The organism is Flagellimonas sp. (genome assembly GCF_965222555.1).
Taxonomy (GTDB): domain Bacteria; phylum Bacteroidota; class Bacteroidia; order Flavobacteriales; family Flavobacteriaceae; genus Flagellimonas.
In genome coordinates this window covers 919,946-940,089 of sequence record NZ_CBDCUG010000004.1, presented here as the reverse complement: position 1 = coordinate 940,089, position 20,144 = coordinate 919,946, and the positions used below count along the sequence as shown (strand labels likewise).

Here is a 20,144-nt window from a genome sequence, read left to right as displayed (position 1 = left end):
GCAGCAGGAGTTATTGTGCGCTCCATGACCCTGCGTTTGGACGATTATCCCCATACAGGATCCATGAGTTACGGAGATACTCCGGTTTCTGAGAGGGTTCCGGCAGCGGCTATTAGTACCAAAGGTGCTGAATTGCTGAGTACTACGCTGACATTAAACCCAGATATTAAATTTTACTTTAAACAAAACTGCAAGCAGTTTGAAGATGTGGAGTCCTATAATGTTATTGGAGAAATAACAGGTTCTACCCACCCCAATGAGGTCATGGTTGTTGGCGGACATTTGGATTCTTGGGATTTGGGTGATGGCTCACATGATGATGGTGCTGGATGTGTGCAGAGCATGGACGTACTCCGATTGTTGAAAGAAACAGGATACAGACCCAAACGCACCCTACGGGTGGTATTGTTCATGAACGAGGAAAATGGTCTGCGGGGCGGTAACAAATATGCCGAAGTGGCCCAACAGAAAAATGAAAAGCACATTTTTGCGTTGGAAAGTGATTCAGGAGGGTTTACCCCAAGAGGTTTCTCTTTTGATTGTTCCGAAGAAAACTTGAAACAAGTCCAAAGTTGGAAAAGCCTGTTTGAACCTTACCTTATCCACATGTTTGTAAAAGGGTATAGCGGGGCCGATATTGGACCGTTAAAAAGTGAAGATTTGGTTTTGGCCGGCCTACGTCCAGACTCACAACGCTATTTTGATCATCACCATGCTGAAAATGACACTTTTGAGCATGTAAACAAGCGTGAATTGGAGTTGGGTGCTGCTACTATGGCCAGTTTGGTGTATCTAATAGATAAATATGGGACAATTACCTCTGCCAGGATAAAAGGGTAGTTAAAGAAGATATCTTTCTTTGATGATGTTGATATGGTGCCGTTCATGACCAATGATGGATTTAAGAAAATCTTCAAGGGTAACCTCATGCTGTCGTGCTGTTCCTTTTAGCTTTAGTTGATTTTTGGATAATGTCCCAACAAAACTTAAAGATGCCTTTCTAATATTGATCAAATCGGTTTTTAACTGATCAAACGGCAATTCCTCAAAACGACTATTGTTGGTTAGCAGATTTTGGTCATAGCCCCAGAGTTCAATAGGTTCCATACGACTCATTAAAAAAGCCCGGTACATTTTTATTCTTTCATGATCGGTAATATGCCCCACAATTTGTTTAATGCTCCATTTATCTGGCGCATAACGATGATTGGCCCTTTCTTCAGTGATTGAATCTAGAAAGGCAAAAGTGGTAGTGGAAGAAAAAAGTGCAATACAATCAATATCCTTTACAAGGTTAAAATAATATGGAAAACCGTCTTGTGGGGTATAGTTCATACCTTTTAAATTTTGATGCGCTATGCAAATAGCAATTTTAGGTGCTTTGGGCTAACCGTTTCCTATCTGTTTTGGTTTTGTGCATTCCGTTGTGGTTAAAAACCATAATTGAATATGTAGTTGCAATATACTTGTTAGTTTTTAGTCTCTTCCAATGTTTTCTGCAATATCCAACTACTAAGGTCGATTTGTTGTAACTGATAGACTAATACAGGACAATTACCTAAAGGGCAATGTCAAAGGCATAACTAGGTTTAGACAGTCTTAATTATAGTATGCTGAGAATTTATTGTTTAGGTTTCAATCTGTCAAAGATTTTGGTACTTATCCAGTAAATGCCTCTTTGGGGTTCTTTCGTTTTCTTGAAAAAAAGATATTTGGCATCAGGAGACAATGTTGGTGAACCAGCTCCTGCTTCTGTATTTATTTCTTGCCCAACGCTTACCGCCTTGGTCCAGATATTTTCCCCTATTTGAAAAGAGATATAGATTTGTTGGATATTTCCGCCTTCAGGCCGAGAGGTACAGAAAAGTATATAACTCTCATCGGGAGCTATAACGGAATTGCTTTCTCCATAAACAGAATTAACATTTGGCCCTAGATTTTTCACATTTACAAAGTTCCCATTAACCCATTCAGCTCGGTATATATCGTCGTTGCCATAGCCTCCTTGGCGTGATGAACGAAAAAAAAGATTCTTTTCCTTAGAAATGGAAGGATATACTTCTCCATAATTGGTATTAACATTGGTACCGGCATAAATTGGTTCGGACCAGCCGTTTTCAGTTTTTATGGAATAGTATATATCGAGTCCTTTAGAATTTGGTTGTGGTCTGTCGGATGCAAAGAAGATATAGTCACCGTCCGGAGAGAAATTGATATCAACATCTGAATATTGCCCAGAAAATGAAGCCGTTTTAGGACCTGTCCATACACCATTAATTTGCTTGAAAGTTTTTATTTCATAGGTAGGGTCTGGTTTTTCCTTGGTGGCCTTGTAATAAGAAAAAAACATTTCCTTGCCATCAGGGGAGAAAGAAACATTGAAGCTGCGTTTTTCTCCCTTTGGATGCTCAACCAATCCACCATTGTGAAACAGCACAGCTTCCAGCCCTGGGACAGTTTGTCCAAGGTAATCCAACTGACTTTTTTGTGCAGATGTCTGAAACGCAGTCAGCAAAATTGATAATTGTAAAAATGCTATTATTCTCATTGATTTTTTATGAGTATTCCTTATTTCTTTAAAATGAAATCGTAAAACATGCCTTATTCAACACTTGGTGGAATTTTCGATTACTCGAAAGGGACATTCAGTTGTTTATTGCCATTTGTATCAATTTCCAATGATTAATACTATTCCAGATTGATGAGGGCAGCATCTGCCCAGAACGCTTTTCTTTAGTTTTAATATCGGATGTTCTCTTAAAATTGAGCGAGCTAACTCCAAAATAAAGCATAGAATTCTAGCAATAAGAAAATATACGTTCATAAATCTATTTTTTTAATTTATTGATTTTAGAACTGGTGTCTAACCATCTCACATTGTAGTAAGTTTGGGTTATATGTTATTGCGATAGATCTTCCACTTACTTTATTTCCTCCACAATATTTTCTGCAATATCCTCCAAAATATCCCCTGTTTCATCAAAACTGGCATTGCTCAGGATTGATATGCCCATATTGTACTTTGGGTAGATCATAAACCAATTTTGCATGCCAAATATTCCGCCATGATGTCGGTAAATTACAGTATCATCTTCATTAAGTATGTTCCAATGGTAGCCAATGGAGAAACCATAAGGGGTATCCGTGAAATTTGTGTGCGATTCCTTAATGATTGGATTGGTTTCATCCAATTGAAGTTTCATATATTTTAATAGATCCGGAGTAGTTGAGTGCAATCCAACTGTACCGCCCCATAAATTCCGTTTAAAATTGGGCATTAATTCGTTTTCATCGTTATAACCTTTTACCAATCGCAATTGTTCTCCTTCGGTCAGGTCAAATTTTGTGCTGGTCATTTGGTTAGGGGCAAAAATGAACTTTTCCAGAAGTTCTTCGTAGGGTGTTTGGTATACTTTTTCTAGGATATGTGCCATTAATTCCGGCGCCGTGTTGGAATAGGAATAATCCAATGATTCTATTTTAATCTCTTTTAACCCTTCAAAGAACTCGGTTTTGTTTTCACCTTTTATAGGAAAATTTGGGAATCCACTGGTATGCGTCAATAAGTGTTTGATCGTTATGGGCTTTCCCTGATATTCCAGATTTGGATATGGTTCATTCAAATATTGTCTGATATCGTCATCCAACCCTATTTTCTTTTCCAGCACGGCCTTGGCGGCAAGCGTTCCCAAAAAGGTTTTTGTTACGGATGCAATTTCATAAATGGTTGAATCGTTGGGAGGATTTTTCTTTCCAATTTCGAGTTCTCCAAAATGCTCCGAGATTTCAATTCCGTCTTTGTAAACCGCAATGGACACGGAATGGAACCTTTTATCTTGAAGAAGTTTTTTTGCATTGTCCCTAATCGCAAACAAGATTTTTTCAGAAGGGTTTTTAAAAGCAATTTCTTCTTTTTTGGTTTTACAACCGCAGAGTAATATTCCTAAAAGAATACAAAAGGAAAGTTTTTTCATTGATGTTATTGGTTTGAGTTCAACGGTTATACATTGTTGTGCAAGGTTATTTGTTTTCATCTATTTTATTCAATATCAAGAATAGTCCAAGAGCAAAAATTGTAACACCAAATGCTGTATAAATTAAATTATTCCATAGAAAGTAGCCCAATCCCATAAAAACAGCGCCAAATACCGTCAATATGTATCCAATAAGATTTGACTTAATAAAATTATGGGCGTGAATCGAAAGTCCAAGAAATAACAAAGATGGCCCAATATAGACAAATGGAAAAGCAATTGCTGGTGTGTTTGCCAAATGGTTAAAAAAAGCATTTCTACTATCATTATCATTTCCAAAACTCCACGAAATAAAGTCGATTGTATTCAGTCCAATAAATGCTACTACTCCTAAGATTGTTAATGACGAAGCAATTTTTCCAATTTTGTTTTTGGGAAATATGTTATTTAAGTTTAACATTAATACTGCTCCGACCAGATTTAACCAATGAGCGAAATCAATTGGTTTTTGACTATGGGCAAACTCATTCCCTTTTGTAAATATCCAATAGCTTGTAACAAATAGAGAAAGTCCAATTATGCAAATAGTTTTTAGTTTCATTGTAGTTTTTGATTGATTCATATTTTCAAGATTCCAACTTTTTTAGATGTTTGAAAACTTGTAAAACCTGAACTGTTGGATAATTGCGATGATTTGTCATGATGTTGCAGAACTAAGGGATACATCCCATACCCAAAGATTCGCGAAAATGTACAAAAAAGCATGTAGTTATCTGCCCATACAGTGGGTAAAATGTTTCCTATGGTAAACAAGTACATATAAACGTTTAAGAATTTTGCTCCCGTTTGCACAAACCTGTACCTTTGCCCACCTTAATGGCATCTGAAAATCAGGTGTAACAAATTCAATAATAGAACAATGCAAGACGGAATCTACGCAAAATTCAATACTACCAAAGGGGAGATTTTGGTAAAACTCACCCATGACAAAACCCCGGGCACTGTGGGCAACTTTGTGGCCTTGGCCGAGGGAAATATGGAAAATGCCGCAAAACCACAGGGAAAACCGTATTACAACGGCTTAAAATTTCACCGTGTCATTCCAGATTTTATGATTCAGGGTGGATGCCCACAAGGAACCGGAACCGGTGATCCAGGGTATAAGTTTGATGACGAATTTCATCCTGAGTTGACTCATGAGGGGCCTGGTGTGCTTTCCATGGCCAATGCAGGTCCTGGAACCAACGGGAGCCAGTTTTTTATAACCCATGTTGCCACTCCATGGTTGGACAATAAACATACGGTATTTGGACTTGTTGAACACGGACAGGAAGTTGTGGATGCCATTGCTCAAGACGATGCTATTGATAGCTTGGAGATTGTAAGAGTAGGGGCAGAGGCTGAAGGTTGGAATGCCATTGAAGCCTTTAGAACATTTGAAGGGGCAAGGGAAAAAAGAATTGCTGAGGCAAAGGCTAAAGCTGAGGCAGAAATGGAAAAATTGGCCGCTGGTTTTGATACGACCAAAAGTGGACTTCGCTATAAAATGATCCAAGAAGGGAACGGAGCAAAAGCTGAAAAAGGTAAAACCGTTTCAGTACATTATGAAGGAAGCTTGACCAACGGACAAGTATTCGATTCTTCATACAGCCGTAACCAACCTATTGATTTTACATTAGGTGTTGGACAAGTCATTCCAGGATGGGACGAAGGTATCGGTCTACTCAAGGTAGGTGACAAAGCACGTTTTGTGATTCCTTCAGATTTAGCTTATGGTAGTGCAGGAGCTGGAGGGGTCATTCCACCGGATGCCACCTTAATATTTGATGTGGAATTAATGAATGTGAAGTAAGACTTACTTCTCTTAAGAGAATATTGAATAAAAAAAGCTTCCAAATTGATTTGGAAGCTTTTTTTTATTTAGATCTGTTTACGCTCACCAATAAAAGGCAAAGATTAAGAGCGAGCAGTAAAAGTAATACGGTAAAGAAGGTATTCATCTGTTGTTTATTTAGCTAGTGTCTTTAGTTGTATAACAACCCAACGGTGAAAAACCCTACTTATTGTTTGTAAAGACTACAAATTCAGCTAAATAGCTTCTAAAGCGCTAAAAATTACTTTTTAGAACTATTTACACTAATAAGAAGAAGCAATAAATTAACAACAAGCAAAACAGAAAGGATTGCAAAGAAGGTGTTCATACAGATGTTCATTTAATGGTTGTGGGGAAACAGTGTTTTGTTTATGCTTTAGATTAGAAAAATAAAATAGGTTGCGTAAAGTTTAAACAAAAATGAAAATAAAAACCCCGGGCCATTGACCCGGGGTTTGTTCTATAAAAAAGTGTACTGTAACCTTAATCTATAACTTGTACATTTACGGCGTTCAATCCTTTTTTACCTTGCTGTAGTTCGAATTCTACAGCGTCACCTTCTCTAATTTCATCGATTAAACCTGAAACGTGTACAAAGTGATCTGTGTTTGAACCTTCTTCAGTGATAAAACCGTAGCCTTTAGAATCATTGAAGAATTTTACTGTTCCTTTACTCATTACTAAATGTTAAAAAATTAAATGAGCAGCAAAGGTACGGTTTATTTGTTGAGAATTTGTTTTTTTTGATTTTTTCTACTGAACCGATTTAATTACGCGGTTGGATCTGGTGTTAATCGCAGATAAGGTTTTACTTCTTCAACCCCTTTTGAAAAAATTTCCTTGGCTTCATCTGTGGGAATAGCAGGGCTTACCACAACCTTTTCCCCATGTTCCCAATTGGCAGGTGTAGCTACTTTATGGTGAGCCGTTAACTGCAATGAGTCCACAACACGAAGCAGCTCGTAAAAATTACGACCAGTGGAAGCCGGATAGGTCAAAATAAGCTTCACTTTTTTATCAGGTCCAACAATGAAGACAGAACGTACCGTTAATGTATCATCTGCATTGGGATGGATCATGTCATATAGATCGGATACTTTTCTATCCTCATCCGCAATAATGGGAAAATTAACAACGGTGTTCTGTGTTTCATTGATATCCTTGATCCATTCTGCGTGCGATTGAGCTCCGTCAACACTTAACGCAATCATTTTTACATTACGTTTTTCAAATTCATCCTTGAATTTTGCAGCTGTTCCCAATTCCGTGGTACAAACAGGAGTAAAATCTGCTGGATGAGAGAACAGAATTCCCCATCCGTCTCCTAAATAATCATAAAAATTTACAGTTCCTTGAGAGGTTTCGGCAGTAAAGTCAGGGGCGGTATCGCCCAGTCTAATTGTGGCCATAAGTTATATTGTTTTGGATTGAAATTAAATTACACTATAAAATTACTCGATTTAGAATGTCGATGATTTTAAAGCAGTTAAAAGTCTATTAAAGTTTTTGTTTTAGGAATGATTTACGTCAGGATTATGATTCTATCCGTATTAAAGTTTGTTATTTTTAGGGTATGGAAAAAGATACATTGGAACAACTGCGATACCCTATTGGAAAAAACAAAACACCCGAAACAATTACCCAAGAACACTTGGATGAATGGATAGACATATTGGAACACTTACCACAAAGATTGGAGGATATGGTAACCCCATTGTCCGATGAACAATTGGATACACCCTACAGACCGGAAGGATGGACAGTAAGACAGTTGGTGCACCATGTTTCAGACAGCCACCATCATAGTTATATTAGGTTTAAGTGGGCTCTGACGGAGGATAATCCACTGATCAAGCCCTATTTTGAAAAAGAATGGTCCAAGTTGTTTGATGCTCAGACCGCACCTATTCAGATGTCCCTGAATCATTTAAAAGCGGTGCATGCAAAGCTGGTGTATTTGCTCAAAGGATTGTCCAGAACCGATTTAAAAAGAAAATTCACCCATCCAGAGGGCAATAAAGAAGTTACTTTGGAAGAAAATATTGGGATTTATGCTTGGCATGGCAGCCATCATTTTGCCCATATAGAAAACTTGATCAAAAGGGAAGGGTGGTAATTTAAAGCTCTTTCATTAAAACCCACATGGCTTTTTCGGAAGGGATTGTTCCGGGTAAGTTCAATACACTTTCCCTTTTTATTTGAAACCCGTTTTTTCGATAAAAATGAATGGGTCCTCCTTTTTGCATGGTGTCTAACCAAATTACTTTTTTACCCAATTTTTGGGCATATTTTTCAATGTTGGCTAACACTTTTTTTCCTAAACCCTTACCTGAATAGGTTTTAAGAAGATAAATTTTTTCAGCCAACAAGCTGGTTTTTGCAGAAAGTTCATCCAGTTCACAATCTATCACGAGTTTTACGATACCAACAACGGTATTCTCAGTTTTGATCAAAAAATTGACAATATTGGGGTTGGCTAATTCTTTCTCAACCACCAATGGGGTAAAACTTTTGTTGATATAGGCACTTGGATCCCCATTCTTCCATAAATGCAAATAGTGTTCGTGATATGACTTTTTGCCTATGGAGATATAGGCTTGAATAGTAGATGTGGATACCGGCTCTAAATAAATCTCCATACGGCACTATTGACTTTTACTTCGTTTATAACCATTTAATGTTACAGCCGATACTTGGTTTTTGAGCGGCACTTATTTTTTCCCCTTTTAACAATGCATCGATGGCATTTTGTAAATCGGTGCCAGTTAGGGGAATTCCATTTCCAGGCCTGGAATCATCCAATTGACCACGGTATACCAACTTTAAATCTGAATCAAAAAGATAAAAATCTGGAGTGCATGCAGCGTCATAAGCCTTGGCTACTTCCTGGGTTTCATCATAAAGATAGGGAAAGGTGTAGCCTTCTTCGGCCGCCTTTTCCTTCATTAAATGGGGTGCATCCTGTGGATAATTGACTACATCGTTACTGGAAATGGCAATAAAACCTATTCCTTTGGATTGATATTCTTTTCCCAAACTTGCAATTTTAGGGTTTACATGGACCACAAAAGGGCAATGATTACATATAAACATGATCACCGTACCATTTTTTCCTTTCGCATCGCTTAAAGAAATAGGGGTGTCCGTAACCGTGTCCATCAATTCAAAATCTGGAGCTTCAGTGCCCAAGGCCAGCATATTACTTGGTGTTCTTGCCATGACTTATGTTTTGTGTTATAAACTGATGTTTATGCGTTATTCTAATGTTTCAAATATTTGGCCGGAATATCTTTTCCATCATTATAGCTCATTGTCCATACCATGTTGGCAATCCACCAGCGACCTTCAGAAAATATCAGTTGATAAGTTCCTACGCCCTTTCCTGTTTCATTTTCTGAATCCATTCCTTCAAAACTTTGGATTACCTGAGCGATGCCATTGTATTCTTCTATAATCTCCCCTGTAGACTCTTCATGATAGCCATTTGTATAATACTCATCGGTTAGACTTTCAACAAAAGTGTTCAAATCCATGGTTTCATGGGCGAAATTTCCATTTTCCTTACCCACTACAGTAAAATGTGCGGTAGGAAGAAATAAAGTTTTAAAATATGCGGTGTCAATTTTTTGACCTGCTTCTACGGAAATAATTCTTTGGGTTTCATTAACTAAAGATTTTGGTGTTTGAAAAGCACCATTCTTTTGACCAAAAACAACAGTTTGAATCAAAATAGTAAAGCCCAGAATACAAGATTTTCCAAAGTTTTTCATATCACGTTGCCTTTACATCATTGGTCCAAAGAAAATAGCGTTCATCAATAATTTATTGGTTCCATACCAAAATGCCCTAAAGTTGGTATTGTCAGTAAAAAGAAGCACTCTTCCTTTACCCAATCTGTTTACCTTAAAAGGCACGCTATTTTTTATAAGCTCGGCATTCTCCTCTGAAATATATCCGCTTAGTAAAGGATCATTGGTATATTGAATTGGATTATCGTAGCTGTTTTTTTCTGGTTTCAGATAGATATTGGTATTTCTGAACAACGCCAGTTTGTCATTTTTGTAGCCATAGTTGATTGGATGCGAACGATCCAAATTGGCCTCAAAAATAGCGCCTCCGGTTACTTGTGCCCCAGTAAAATCTGCTTTTTGATCAAATGGGATGTTTTTGGCTACCAAGGTGTCTTTTTTCGTTGCAAGATTCATTAACCCATAGGTTTTGAACCAGTTTGCGGTATTTCGATACCCAATAACCGTACCACCACCTTTTACCCATTCCTTGATTTTTTCAGCACCTTTTTTATCCAAGATCTTGTCGTTCCATCCGCTGGGTAAAATCAAGTCAGTGTATTTGTCCAAATCAACAGTATTGAAATAGCGGGTATCCAATTTGGTGATTTTAATATTATAACGGGTGTCCAATAAATGCCAAATTTCCCCAGCATCGTAGGAACGAACCCCGTCACCGACCAAAATGGCTATTTTTTGCTTTTTGATAGGGTCAAAATCATTACTTCCCAAATCAATTCCCTGAGTTAATCCTGTGGATACCCCTGTGATGGTTATACCACTTTTCCGGGCCACTTTATTTAGAAAATTGAATAGTTCGGTAGAACTTAAACTTTGATTCTGAACGGGAACCATAATAGTGCCATAATCGTATTTTTTACCTTCCAGGGTAAAGGGGGATTTTGCAGTTTTTGCCCTTAACCCTTTTTCCAAAATCATGTTCAATGCTTTTGGTGTGTAATACTCATGCCATTCAAAAAGGTAGGCATAGTTACTTTGGGTGCTCACTTTTCCCTCGGGAGATTTAAAATCTGTCACCTCTGAACCGGCGTTTGATAGGGAATTCAAATTGCTATAATCCACATTGAATGCCAAGGGGAAAGTCCAAGCGGACACATCGTAAAAGAGACTGTCTTTAAAAGTGGTTCTTTTTTCAAACATGGCATTGATCAACCTAGGATTTTTTTGATTCATGGGCACAACATAGCTGTACCCTTTTTTATACTGTTTTCCTGAAATGGTAACATCGGAGGCCAGTTCATGGAACTTTATTTTATGCCTGTTTAGAATTTCTGCCAAATGCCAGGTTTTTGATGCATCCTTGCTATCGCCAAAAATGATGGCTTTGGTTTTACTGCGGGCAGCTTCGGATTTCATATCACTATAAAATTTACGTTGATAGTCCAGAATTTTTGTCCGCATATTTTTTGCGGCCTCAATAGTGGACAATGCCGTGGTAAATTGATTTCTGATAGTGAACGGAAAGGTTAAAATACCATTTTCACTTTCTTGAATATGTCCTCTCGAACTCCCTTGTTCAAAAAGGATACCGATACTGCCGTTGACATCTGGGAAAGTGGAACCCTTTCCATAGTAGTAATCGTCATAGTTTTCTTCGGAATAATAGAGTGAACCTATTTTGTCCAATGCTTTGGCGTGATAAGTGCCTATTTCCCTAGTAAGCTCTTGATTGGCTTTTGGGGTAAGCGGATTTACCCGTGATGGCTCCCCAGGTTGGAAGAAAAAGGTTGAATTTGTCCCCATTTCATGGTGATCTGTAAGAATATTGGGCAGCCATTTATGGAAAGAGGCGATTCGTGCACGGCTTTCTGGCAATTGTACCGGCAACCAATCCCGGTTCATATCAAACCAGTAATGGTTGGTACGTCCCCCGGGCCATACTTCATGATATTCCCGCTCGTTGGAATCTGGATTTAGGTTTTGGCTTTTGTTTACATTGGCCCAATAGGCAAAACGCTGCAATCCATCTGGATTAAAACTGGGGTCCAAAAGAATGACCATATTCTCCAGCATGGTTTCAATTTCCGGTCCCTGGGCAGCTGCCAGGTAATAAGCGTATGCCAAAGACGCATTGGAACCACTGGGTTCATTTCCATGGATGGAAAAACCTTGATAGACTACAATGGGCATATTGGAGGTGTCTAAACTGCTGTTTCCTTCGGAAAGTCCAATATGTTCCTTTCTAATGGTTTCAATGTTGCCATGGTTTTTTGGCGTGGTAATGGTCAATAGCAGTATTGGTCTTCCCTCATAGGTCTTTCCACGATCTTCAATGGTTATTCTTTCACTTGAAGCAGCCAGTTGTTGCATATAATAGACGAGCTTGTCATGAGTTACATGCCATTCGCCCACTTCGTGGCCAATAATATCAGCAGGTTTTGGAATGCTTGGGTCATAAGTTACATTGTTCGGAAGGTAATAGTCAAGAGTAACATTTTGCGCTGCTAGGTTAAGTCCAAATAGCACACATATCAAGATGTTGAATAATTTCATGAGATTGTGTTTGAATTAGTCGATGCTAAAAATAAAAAACGGCCTGCTCAATGCAGGCCGTTTTATGCTTTTTTTAAAGTTTCTGTTTCCTAAATGTCATCAAAATCAACATCGGTGAAGTTTTCTGGAGCCGATCCATTTTCACTGGCTTTGTTATCTTCTTCCTTTTTGAAATCTTTTTGGTGACGTTCAGAAATTACTTCTTGACCTTTTTCATCAATGATGTAGTCCATCATTTCTTCCATGATATCCCTAAAAGCACTAAAGTCTTCTTTATAAAGATAGATTTTGTGTTTTTTGTAATGGAAGGAGCCATCATCATGTGTAAATTTCTTACTCTCGGTGATGGTTAAATAATAATCACCGGCTTTGGTACTTCTTACATCAAAAAAGTAGGTTCTTCTCCCAGCTCTTAAGACTTTGGAGTAAATCTCTTCCTGGTCCATGATATCTTTATCGCCCATATGGTCTAGTGTATGTTTTTAGTGCAATGTTGAATTATTCTACCAAAAATGTAAAAAAAATGCTAATCCAGCAACTTTTTTCTTATTCTTTCTCAGATAGTTGATTCAAGTAGAGTTCTTTATAGTACCCTTCAATATTGTTCAACTGCTCATGTGTCCCTTCTTGAATTATTTTGCCATTTTCCAGTACAATTATCTTATCTGCATTTTTTGCTGATGAAACTCTATGGCTTACAATCAGGGTTGTTCTATTTTGGGAAACTTGTTTTAGGTTGTTCAATATTTCTTCTTCGGTTTCTGTGTCCACAGCGGATAGGCAATCATCAAAAAGATAGATTTTCGGATTTTTCAATAATGCCCTTGCAATGGATACCCGTTGTTTTTGTCCTCCACTCAGGGTAATACCTCGTTCACCTAGAATGGTATCATATTTTTTAGCAAAGCCTTCAATATTTTCATGGACCACCGCCTTTTGGGCAACAGAAACAATTTCATCAAAAGATGCGGTTTCATCACCAAAGCGGATATTGTTTTCAATAGTGTCCGAAAAGAGGAAGGCATCTTGAGGAACAGCTCCTATGGCACTTCTTAGACTGTTCAGGTTTAGTTTCTGTACTGGGGCTCCATCAATTAAAACCTCCCCGGAAGAAACATCGTAGAGTCTGGCCACCAAATCTAAAATGGTTGATTTGCCCGATCCGGTCTTTCCTAAAAATGCAACGGTTTCTCCGGATTCAATGGTAAAAGAAACATTTTTAAGCGCTGTTATATTGGTATCATCATAAGTAAAAGTCACATTCTTGAACTCAATGTTACCGGCAATTGGTGTTGATTGGGCCACTTCATTTTTAATGGAAGGTTCTTCCTTCAAGAATTCATTGATTCGTTTTTGCGAAGCCTCAGCTCTTTGGATAATGGACGTTAGCCACCCAACAATGGCAACAGGCCAGGTGAGCATATTCACGTACAAAATGAACTCGGCTATGATACCAATAGAAGCTATTTCGCCATTTATATATTGTCTGCCGCCAATGTAGATCACAAAAATGTTGCTGATGCCAATAAGTAAAATCATCAATGGAAAGAACCAGGCATTTACCTTGGCCAGATCCATACTGGTGTTTTTTCCTTCAACCGCCAAACCTTCCAGTTCTCTGTTTATATTGGGTTCCAGGGTGTAGGCCTTTATTACGGCAACTCCCGAAAAGGATTCTTGTGTAAAAGTTGATAGTGTAGATAAAAATTCCTGAACCTTAGTGCTCCTTTTATGGATGATTTTACTGATCTGATAGATTAAAACCGATAAAATGGGTAGGGGAATCAAGGTGTAAGCTGCCAATGTTGGAGCTTTAATGAACATGAGCGGAATAATACAGGCGAACATGGTGAGTGTATTCATACCATACATAATGGCCGGGCCCACATACATACGCACCTGGTTAATATCTTCACTAATACGGTTCATAAGATCTCCGATCCTATTTTTCTTGTAGAAATTTAGGTTGAGCAACTGGTAATGATCAAATACTTCATTCTTAAGGTCGTATTCAATGTAACGGGAAACATTGATTATGGTCTGCCGCATTAAAAAGGTAAAGAGGCCAGATAAAATTGCTGCACCCAATATGATCAAAATATATTCAAACAAAAGTTCTTTGGCACCCGATACAGAAATATTGTTCCCCAGAAACTCTTCCACCGCCTGAATGGATTTGTTCACATAAGAGGGCATTATGAGGGAAAAAACACGGGCAATTATGGTTATTAAAATCCCCATAAGTAGTTTGAGCCAATATTTTTTGAAGTATTTGTTAAGGTGTTTGAGTTCCTTCATAAGAGGGAAAGGCTAGATTTAGTGTAGTTGTTGCTTAATGACAGTGCAGCAAATATATGCGATTACCCACAAAGTAAATGTTATAAAACTGATAAGAAAACAACTTTGATAGGTAGGATTAAAATATAAGATTACTTTTGCGCAGTAAAAGCCAAACAACGACTTTAAAAGTTCTTTAAAAATGCTTACCAGAAGGCATATCAGAGTAAAAGTAATGCAGTGCATTTATGCATTGATCCAATCCAAGGACGATTCTTTGGAGAAGCAAGAGAAGTTTCTTAGAGTAAGTATTGAGAACATGTATGTGCTCTACTTGCTGGTTTTAAGCCTCTTGGCAGAATTGCACCGGCTTGCCGAAAAGCATGCACAACACGCTTCAAAAAAATACCTTGCCACAGAGGAGGATAATTATCCAGATCCAAAGAAGTTTGTGAACAACAGGCTTTTGGTACAGATTTCCAGTAACGAATCCTTAAAAAAAGAACTTTCCAAAAGAAAGCTCAATAATTGGTATTTGAACGAGGAGTATGTAAAGATCATATACAAGGAGGTCACTTCCAGTGATATTTACAAAGCCTATATGACCAATGGAAAATCTGGATACGAGGCAGATAAAGACGTGGTTATTCAGCTTTTTAAGGATATTATTGCTCCCAACGAAAAGATTTATGAATATTTTGAGGATGACAAACTTACCTGGGTAGATGATATTCCCATCGTGAACACTTTTTTGGTCAAAAGACTCCGTAAGGTGAGTGAACCGTCAAATGAAAGTTTCTTTTTGCCTGCATTGCTGAAAGACCAACAGGATATGGACTTTGCCAATGAGTTATTGACAAAGACCTTGTTGAATGATGCAAAATGGGAGAAAGAAATTGAGGGAAAGACACCAAATTGGGACAATGACCGGATTGCTGAAATAGACTCCATCATCTTGAAAATGGCCATATGCGAATTGCTTAATTTTTCATCCATCCCGGAGAAGGTTACTTTAAACGAGTATTTGGAAATTGCCAAGGAGTACTCTACACCTAAGAGCAGCATTTTTATCAATGGGGTGTTGGATAAGCTGGCCAAGGAGTATAAATCCTCTGGAAAACTGCAAAAAATAGGAAGAGGACTTCGATAAACATTAATTGATTAATTTTGGAAAAATAATTTTTTAAGTATGAAGAAAATAACAACAGTTTTAAGTTTGATTTTGGTTGTTGCGCTGGTAGGAGTTTCCTGCAAGGATAAAGCGGCAAGCAAAATAGTTGCAGACAATGTTGAAAGTGCTACAGACAGAGATGAGGCACAGAAGCAACTTCCTATTATGAGTTTTGAAAAATCAGAGCATGATTTTGGTACAATAGCCCAAGGTGCCGCACAAGAGACTGTATTTAAGTTTACCAATACAGGTAATGCACCTCTTATTATAACTAATGCTTCAAGTAGCTGTGGTTGTACGGTTCCTGAATACCCAAAGAACACACCTATTGCTCCAGGAGATAGTGGGGAGCTAAAGGTAAAATTCAACGGTTCAGGTCAAAACCAGGTAACCAAAACAGTTACGGTAACTGCCAATACGGAAAAAGGCACTGAGTTGTTAAGAATCAAGGCCTTTGTTAACCCTAAAGGAGCTGCACCCGCAGGACCTGTTAAATAGACGTACCTTTTAAATGGAAAACATTGGACAGTTTTTTCCGCTGATATTGATTTTCGTTGTGGCTTATTTTTTTATGATTCGCCCACAGATCAAACGTCAGAAGGATGAGAAAAAATTTACTTCGGAGCTTAAAAAGGGAGACCGAATTATTACTAAAAGTGGTCTTCACGGTAAGATTGTGGAACTAAACGACAAAGACTTTTCATGCGTTATTGAAACCATGGCAGGTCGTTTAAAGTTTGATCGCTCCGCCATTTCCATGGAGATGAGCAAAAAATTATCAGCTCCAGCAAAAAAATAGGTTACTACTAATATGTAAGACCGGCCTCTTGAAATCCTTTTTCAAGAGGCTTTTTTTGTATCTTTTGGGAAAACCAGCCAAAATGTTTAACAGAAGACAATTCGTTAAAAGAGGTTCGCTCTATATGATGGGCATGGGAACCTCTTTCATTTTTCCCGTAGAACTTTTAGCAAAGATCAGAAAACATGTTAGTCCAAATGATCGTATACAAATAGGCCTTATTGGATGTAAGGGTATGGGCTTTGCCGATTTAATATCCACATTGAAAATACCAGAGGTTGAAGTGGTCGCACTTTGCGATGTTGATGAAGAAGTGCTCCGTGCCAAAACCCAAGAGTTGGAAAAGGCAGAGATCAAAAAGCCCAAAAGGTACACGGATTACAGGAAGATGCTGGATGATAAGGATATAGATGTGGTCATTATTGGAACACCTGATCATTGGCATTGTTTACAATTAACAGATGCAGTTGCAGCGGGCAAAGATGTGTATTGCGAAAAACCCATCGCAAACTCAATTGCTGAAAGCAATGCAATGTTGAATGCCGTGAATGCCAGTGATAGAATGGTGCAAATAGGGCAATGGCAACGCAGCCAACCCCATTTTGTTGATGCCATTAACTATGTGCACTCAGGTAAGCTTGGAAAAATACGCTTGGCAAAGGCCTGGGCCTATCAAGGATGGATGAACCCCATTCCTGTGAAGGCTGATGGGCCTACTCCTGAGGGTGTTGATTATGATATGTGGTTAGGGCCGGCACCCAAGAGACCCTTTAACGCAAATAGGTTTCATTTTAATTTTAGATGGTTTTGGGATTATGCCGGTGGATTGATGACGGATTGGGGTGTTCACCTTATCGACTATGCACTTTATGGGATGAAAGCGTCTACACCAAAATCGGTGATGGCACTTGGTGGAAAATTTGCTTACCCTGATGATGCTTCCGAAACACCGGATACCTTGCAAACCGTGTATGAGTATGATGATTTTTCCATACTATGGGAGCATGCCACTGGAATTGACGGAGGAAATTACAACCGAAATCACGGTATTGCATTTATAGGCAATAATGGAACTTTGGTACTTGACCGTGGGGGTTGGGAAGTAATCCCGGAGAATGACCGACCAGATTGGAGTCAAAACTTGGGGCCAAAGATAGAACCGGTTCCGTTACAAGCAAGACAGGGCAGCGGATTGGATTTGCACACGGTCAATTTTATTGATGCGGTAAAGACAAGGGATGGTTCCAAATTAACAGCTCCCATTGAAGTTGGTTATAACACCGCTTTGGTCTGCCATATGGGGAATGTTGCGTATAAGACCGGAACAAAGGTAAGTTGGAACAACGAGCAAGGTAGTTTTGATAATAGTAATGCAAACGAATTGATTACACCTACCTACCATAATGGATGGAAACTGCCTAAAATGGGATAGGCTATACATTTTGTGATGGTTGCGCTTATCTGCCCTGGCTATGATACGGCACCTGGAGGCGCATGCCTCCGGGGCATGATTAATAAACCACAAGTTAGCAATTATTCACCAGCGAGCGCATGCGATGGATTATAGGCGTTGTTACCCACAGTTATTTTTTCCCTTTTCTTGAGCTGGAAGAGGGAGTAATTTGTTCGTTAAGAATTTTTATTACAATGGATTTTAAATCATCATATTTAAAATTCTCATTGATAAATCCGAAAGTCGAATGAGTGCCACCTCTATCCATTCCAACTGCATATTTAGGGCCTCCCATTTCTACGGAAATTGGGGAATTTTCGGTTTGAATAGTAAATTCAGTGTCCCCTTTTTCGTTAGTTACATAAAAAACGTGCTTGTAATACAATTCCCCCTCTTTAACCGCAAATCTTTCATATGCAAGAATCAATTTGTCTTTCCAGTCAAATTGGTCAAAGCAGAACATACTTTTGAGATTATCAGGCAATAATCCATTTTCATAGGCTTTGTAAAGTTGTTTTTTAAGAGGTTTTGCTTTTTCATATTCCTTTTTACCATAATAAACTTGAATTAATTTAGCATATGAAGGATAGTCACTTGGCACTAGTTCAATAAGTTCTTTGAAGGCAATTTCGGATTTGTCATAATTTTTGTCCAAAAACTCATAGAGTCCGATATTAAATAATGCGTTAATGTATGAGTCAGATTCCTTTGAGATAGTTTCCTTTGATTTATAAAACGCCATTAGAGCTTTTTCGGGCTGGTTTAGTTCCGCATAAATTTGTGGAATCATGGCAAAAGGGCGGTCAATTGGCTCATTTTTTTCTGTAGCCATCATATATTGAGAAAGAGCCTCTTCATATTTTTCTTGACTAACATAAGAATCACCCATACCACTAAAATAATTTGAGTTAGTTGAATCCAATTCGATTGCTTTTCTGAAAGATTCAATTGCTTTGTCGAATTGTCCAACATAGTTAAGCGTCATTCCTTGGATATAATGCACGTCAGGATCATTTTTATCCTTTTGAATGGAAAAATCCATTAATTCCAGTACTTTGCTGTCATTAGCTTTCATGTAGTAAGCCATAGCGACATAGTAAATTGCCTTCGCTGGATATTCACTTACTTTTTCTGAGTGCTCTGAAATAATCAAGTCATATTTCCTCTCTCCATAAGCTTTTTCTAATTCAGAAGTAATATTTTCTTGAGCGTAATTACTAAAACTGAAAAAGCAAAGTGTTGAAAATAGAAATATGTTCTTCATAATTGTGGGTAACGTTTAAGATATGGCCTCGTTTTAATGAGTTATATCGACCGATAAGTGAAGTTCGGAATTTTCTACCTAAAAATTTAGTGCAAATTGATGGATGGGTATTATGGTTTGACGAATGAGGCTAAAGATGGGAGGGGTGTCGCCAATCAAGCAGCAAACAGATGGATTGCGCCAAAGTACTAGGCAGTATTATCTACGCTTCATTGCACAATAACGCAGGTTCTTGTACCACGTATGGACTCTTTTATCTACTCCTTTCACATCAAGAAGCGTTGCCCCACACTCTTTAATAACCTGCTCCACTATATGGGGTGAAATTGTGTGGATCTGAATTGGTGGACGGCCACGGACAGTTTTCCAAAATGGTTTTAACCTTTCCATTTTGAAGTTGTACATCTTTTCTGCAAGCGATCCTGGCTTGGGACTGGAGCCTTTTGGCGTACGCACCTGGAAGAGGGCTTTACCACCAGGCTTAAGTATCCGGAAAAATTCCTTGATGTATTCGACCTGATAGCGTGGCGCCATATGTTGTAACACAATATTTGTGTATATGAAATCAAAAGTGTTGCTGTTTAAACATTTTAGGTTAGGTTCAGTGTTGGTAATGTAAGTACAATTTTCGCCGAATTTATTATATGCTATGGCACCAGCAATCATAGTGTTGGAAATATCCACTCCAGTAACTTGGTCAAAATGATAACAAAGACCTTGAGTTAACCTTCCTACACCACAGCCAAAATCGAATGCATTACCATAGTTGATTTCAACATCAATGCTTTCTAAATAGGCAATTACAGAGTTGATTTCTTTTCGCCCTGTCTCAAAAAATTCTTCTGGATCCCATTTGTTTCCACGTTTTTTGTCGTCTGTGAGAATTGCCCAGAGAGGATCGTCTGTTCCAACTTTCTCATAAGCTTTTTGAACATTTTTAAGTGACATACCTATTGTTTTATTTTACATTCTTAATGGATTGATCATCTTTAAGTTTATCAACTTGTAGCTAAGCTTTAAGCTTAGAATCC

General features: G+C 38.2%; 21 protein-coding genes. 7 read left to right on the top strand and 14 right to left on the bottom strand.

Annotated elements, in window-relative coordinates:
* Positions 1–840, top strand: an 840-nt coding sequence (locus ACOQO1_RS08620; protein WP_420602460.1) for a M20/M25/M40 family metallo-hydrolase, incomplete at its 5' end; no start/stop codon positions are given.
* Here the strand turns inward: ACOQO1_RS08620 and ACOQO1_RS08615 are convergent.
* From ACOQO1_RS08615 to ACOQO1_RS08600, 4 genes are all read right to left on the bottom strand, one after another.
* The gene (locus tag ACOQO1_RS08615) at positions 841–1,335 is read right to left on the bottom strand and encodes a DinB family protein (protein WP_420602459.1); all 495 of its coding nucleotides are present in this window, start codon (positions 1,333–1,335) and stop codon (positions 841–843) included.
* A gap of 286 nt (positions 1,336–1,621) precedes the next feature.
* Positions 1,622–2,548 carry a hypothetical protein gene (locus ACOQO1_RS08610; RefSeq protein ID WP_420602458.1) on the bottom strand — a complete coding sequence of 309 codons (927 nt, stop codon included), beginning with the start codon at positions 2,546–2,548 and terminating at the stop codon, positions 1,622–1,624.
* A 373-nt stretch (positions 2,549–2,921) separates the two neighbouring features.
* Entirely contained in the window at positions 2,922–3,974 is a 1,053-nt protein-coding gene (locus tag ACOQO1_RS08605; RefSeq protein ID WP_420602457.1) for a serine hydrolase domain-containing protein, read from the bottom strand.
* Between the two features lie 46 nt (positions 3,975–4,020).
* Positions 4,021–4,575, bottom strand: coding sequence for a hypothetical protein (locus ACOQO1_RS08600; RefSeq protein ID WP_420602456.1), 555 nt, complete (start codon positions 4,573–4,575; stop codon positions 4,021–4,023).
* Positions 4,576–4,893: 318 nt separating this feature from the next.
* Between ACOQO1_RS08600 and ACOQO1_RS08595 the strand changes: the two genes are divergently transcribed.
* Positions 4,894–5,826: a peptidylprolyl isomerase gene (locus ACOQO1_RS08595; RefSeq protein WP_420602455.1), complete on the top strand. Its 933-nt coding sequence runs from the start codon at positions 4,894–4,896 to the stop codon at positions 5,824–5,826.
* A gap of 504 nt (positions 5,827–6,330) precedes the next feature.
* Here the strand turns inward: ACOQO1_RS08595 and ACOQO1_RS08590 are convergent.
* On the bottom strand, positions 6,331–6,525 hold the full coding sequence (locus tag ACOQO1_RS08590; RefSeq protein WP_055397609.1) for a cold-shock protein: 195 nt from the start codon (positions 6,523–6,525) through the stop codon (positions 6,331–6,333).
* Positions 6,526–6,617: 92 nt separating this feature from the next.
* Positions 6,618–7,256, bottom strand: coding sequence for a peroxiredoxin (locus tag ACOQO1_RS08585; RefSeq protein ID WP_420602454.1), 639 nt, complete (start codon positions 7,254–7,256; stop codon positions 6,618–6,620).
* 164 nt (positions 7,257–7,420) lie between these two features.
* Between ACOQO1_RS08585 and ACOQO1_RS08580 the strand changes: the two genes are divergently transcribed.
* Positions 7,421–7,963, top strand: coding sequence for a YfiT family bacillithiol transferase (locus ACOQO1_RS08580; protein WP_420602453.1), 543 nt, complete (start codon positions 7,421–7,423; stop codon positions 7,961–7,963).
* A gap of 1 nt (position 7,964) precedes the next feature.
* On the opposite strand, the gene ACOQO1_RS08575 is transcribed toward ACOQO1_RS08580, so the two are convergent.
* From ACOQO1_RS08575 to ACOQO1_RS08550, 6 genes are all read right to left on the bottom strand, one after another.
* Positions 7,965–8,486, bottom strand: a complete 522-nt coding sequence (locus ACOQO1_RS08575) for a GNAT family N-acetyltransferase (protein WP_420602452.1) — start codon at positions 8,484–8,486, stop codon at positions 7,965–7,967.
* A 25-nt stretch (positions 8,487–8,511) separates the two neighbouring features.
* Positions 8,512–9,066: a thioredoxin family protein gene (locus ACOQO1_RS08570; RefSeq protein ID WP_420602451.1), complete on the bottom strand. Its 555-nt coding sequence runs from the start codon at positions 9,064–9,066 to the stop codon at positions 8,512–8,514.
* Positions 9,067–9,107: 41 nt separating this feature from the next.
* Positions 9,108–9,617 carry a hypothetical protein gene (locus ACOQO1_RS08565; protein WP_420602450.1) on the bottom strand — a complete coding sequence of 170 codons (510 nt, stop codon included), beginning with the start codon at positions 9,615–9,617 and terminating at the stop codon, positions 9,108–9,110.
* 12 nt (positions 9,618–9,629) lie between these two features.
* The gene (locus tag ACOQO1_RS08560; RefSeq protein ID WP_420602449.1) at positions 9,630–12,149 is read right to left on the bottom strand and encodes a M14 family metallopeptidase; all 2,520 of its coding nucleotides are present in this window, start codon (positions 12,147–12,149) and stop codon (positions 9,630–9,632) included.
* Between the two features lie 89 nt (positions 12,150–12,238).
* Complete coding sequence (locus tag ACOQO1_RS08555) at positions 12,239–12,613, bottom strand: PUR family DNA/RNA-binding protein (protein WP_420602448.1); 375 nt, start codon at positions 12,611–12,613, stop codon at positions 12,239–12,241.
* 82 nt (positions 12,614–12,695) lie between these two features.
* Positions 12,696–14,447: an ABC transporter ATP-binding protein gene (locus ACOQO1_RS08550; RefSeq protein ID WP_420602447.1), complete on the bottom strand. Its 1,752-nt coding sequence runs from the start codon at positions 14,445–14,447 to the stop codon at positions 12,696–12,698.
* A gap of 181 nt (positions 14,448–14,628) precedes the next feature.
* Between ACOQO1_RS08550 and nusB the strand changes: the two genes are divergently transcribed.
* The 4 genes from nusB (at position 14,629) to ACOQO1_RS08530 (ending at position 17,828) form a co-directional block, all read left to right on the top strand.
* Positions 14,629–15,576 (top strand): transcription antitermination factor NusB, encoded by a 948-nt coding sequence (gene nusB, locus ACOQO1_RS08545; RefSeq protein ID WP_420602446.1) that lies wholly within the window; start codon positions 14,629–14,631, stop codon positions 15,574–15,576.
* A gap of 39 nt (positions 15,577–15,615) precedes the next feature.
* Complete coding sequence (locus ACOQO1_RS08540) at positions 15,616–16,095, top strand: DUF1573 domain-containing protein (RefSeq protein ID WP_420602445.1); 480 nt, start codon at positions 15,616–15,618, stop codon at positions 16,093–16,095.
* A 13-nt stretch (positions 16,096–16,108) separates the two neighbouring features.
* Complete coding sequence (yajC, locus tag ACOQO1_RS08535) at positions 16,109–16,396, top strand: preprotein translocase subunit YajC (RefSeq protein WP_420602444.1); 288 nt, start codon at positions 16,109–16,111, stop codon at positions 16,394–16,396.
* Between the two features lie 82 nt (positions 16,397–16,478).
* Positions 16,479–17,828 carry a Gfo/Idh/MocA family protein gene (locus ACOQO1_RS08530; protein ID WP_420602443.1) on the top strand — a complete coding sequence of 450 codons (1,350 nt, stop codon included), beginning with the start codon at positions 16,479–16,481 and terminating at the stop codon, positions 17,826–17,828.
* 151 nt (positions 17,829–17,979) lie between these two features.
* On the opposite strand, the gene ACOQO1_RS08525 is transcribed toward ACOQO1_RS08530, so the two are convergent.
* Together ACOQO1_RS08525 and ACOQO1_RS08520 are read right to left on the bottom strand one after the other, a co-directional pair.
* Positions 17,980–19,113 carry a hypothetical protein gene (locus ACOQO1_RS08525; protein WP_420602442.1) on the bottom strand — a complete coding sequence of 378 codons (1,134 nt, stop codon included), beginning with the start codon at positions 19,111–19,113 and terminating at the stop codon, positions 17,980–17,982.
* Between the two features lie 198 nt (positions 19,114–19,311).
* A complete protein-coding gene (locus tag ACOQO1_RS08520) occupies positions 19,312–20,061 on the bottom strand; it encodes a class I SAM-dependent methyltransferase (RefSeq protein WP_420602441.1) in 750 nt (249 codons plus the stop codon).
* Positions 20,062–20,144: the final 83 nt, after the last annotated feature.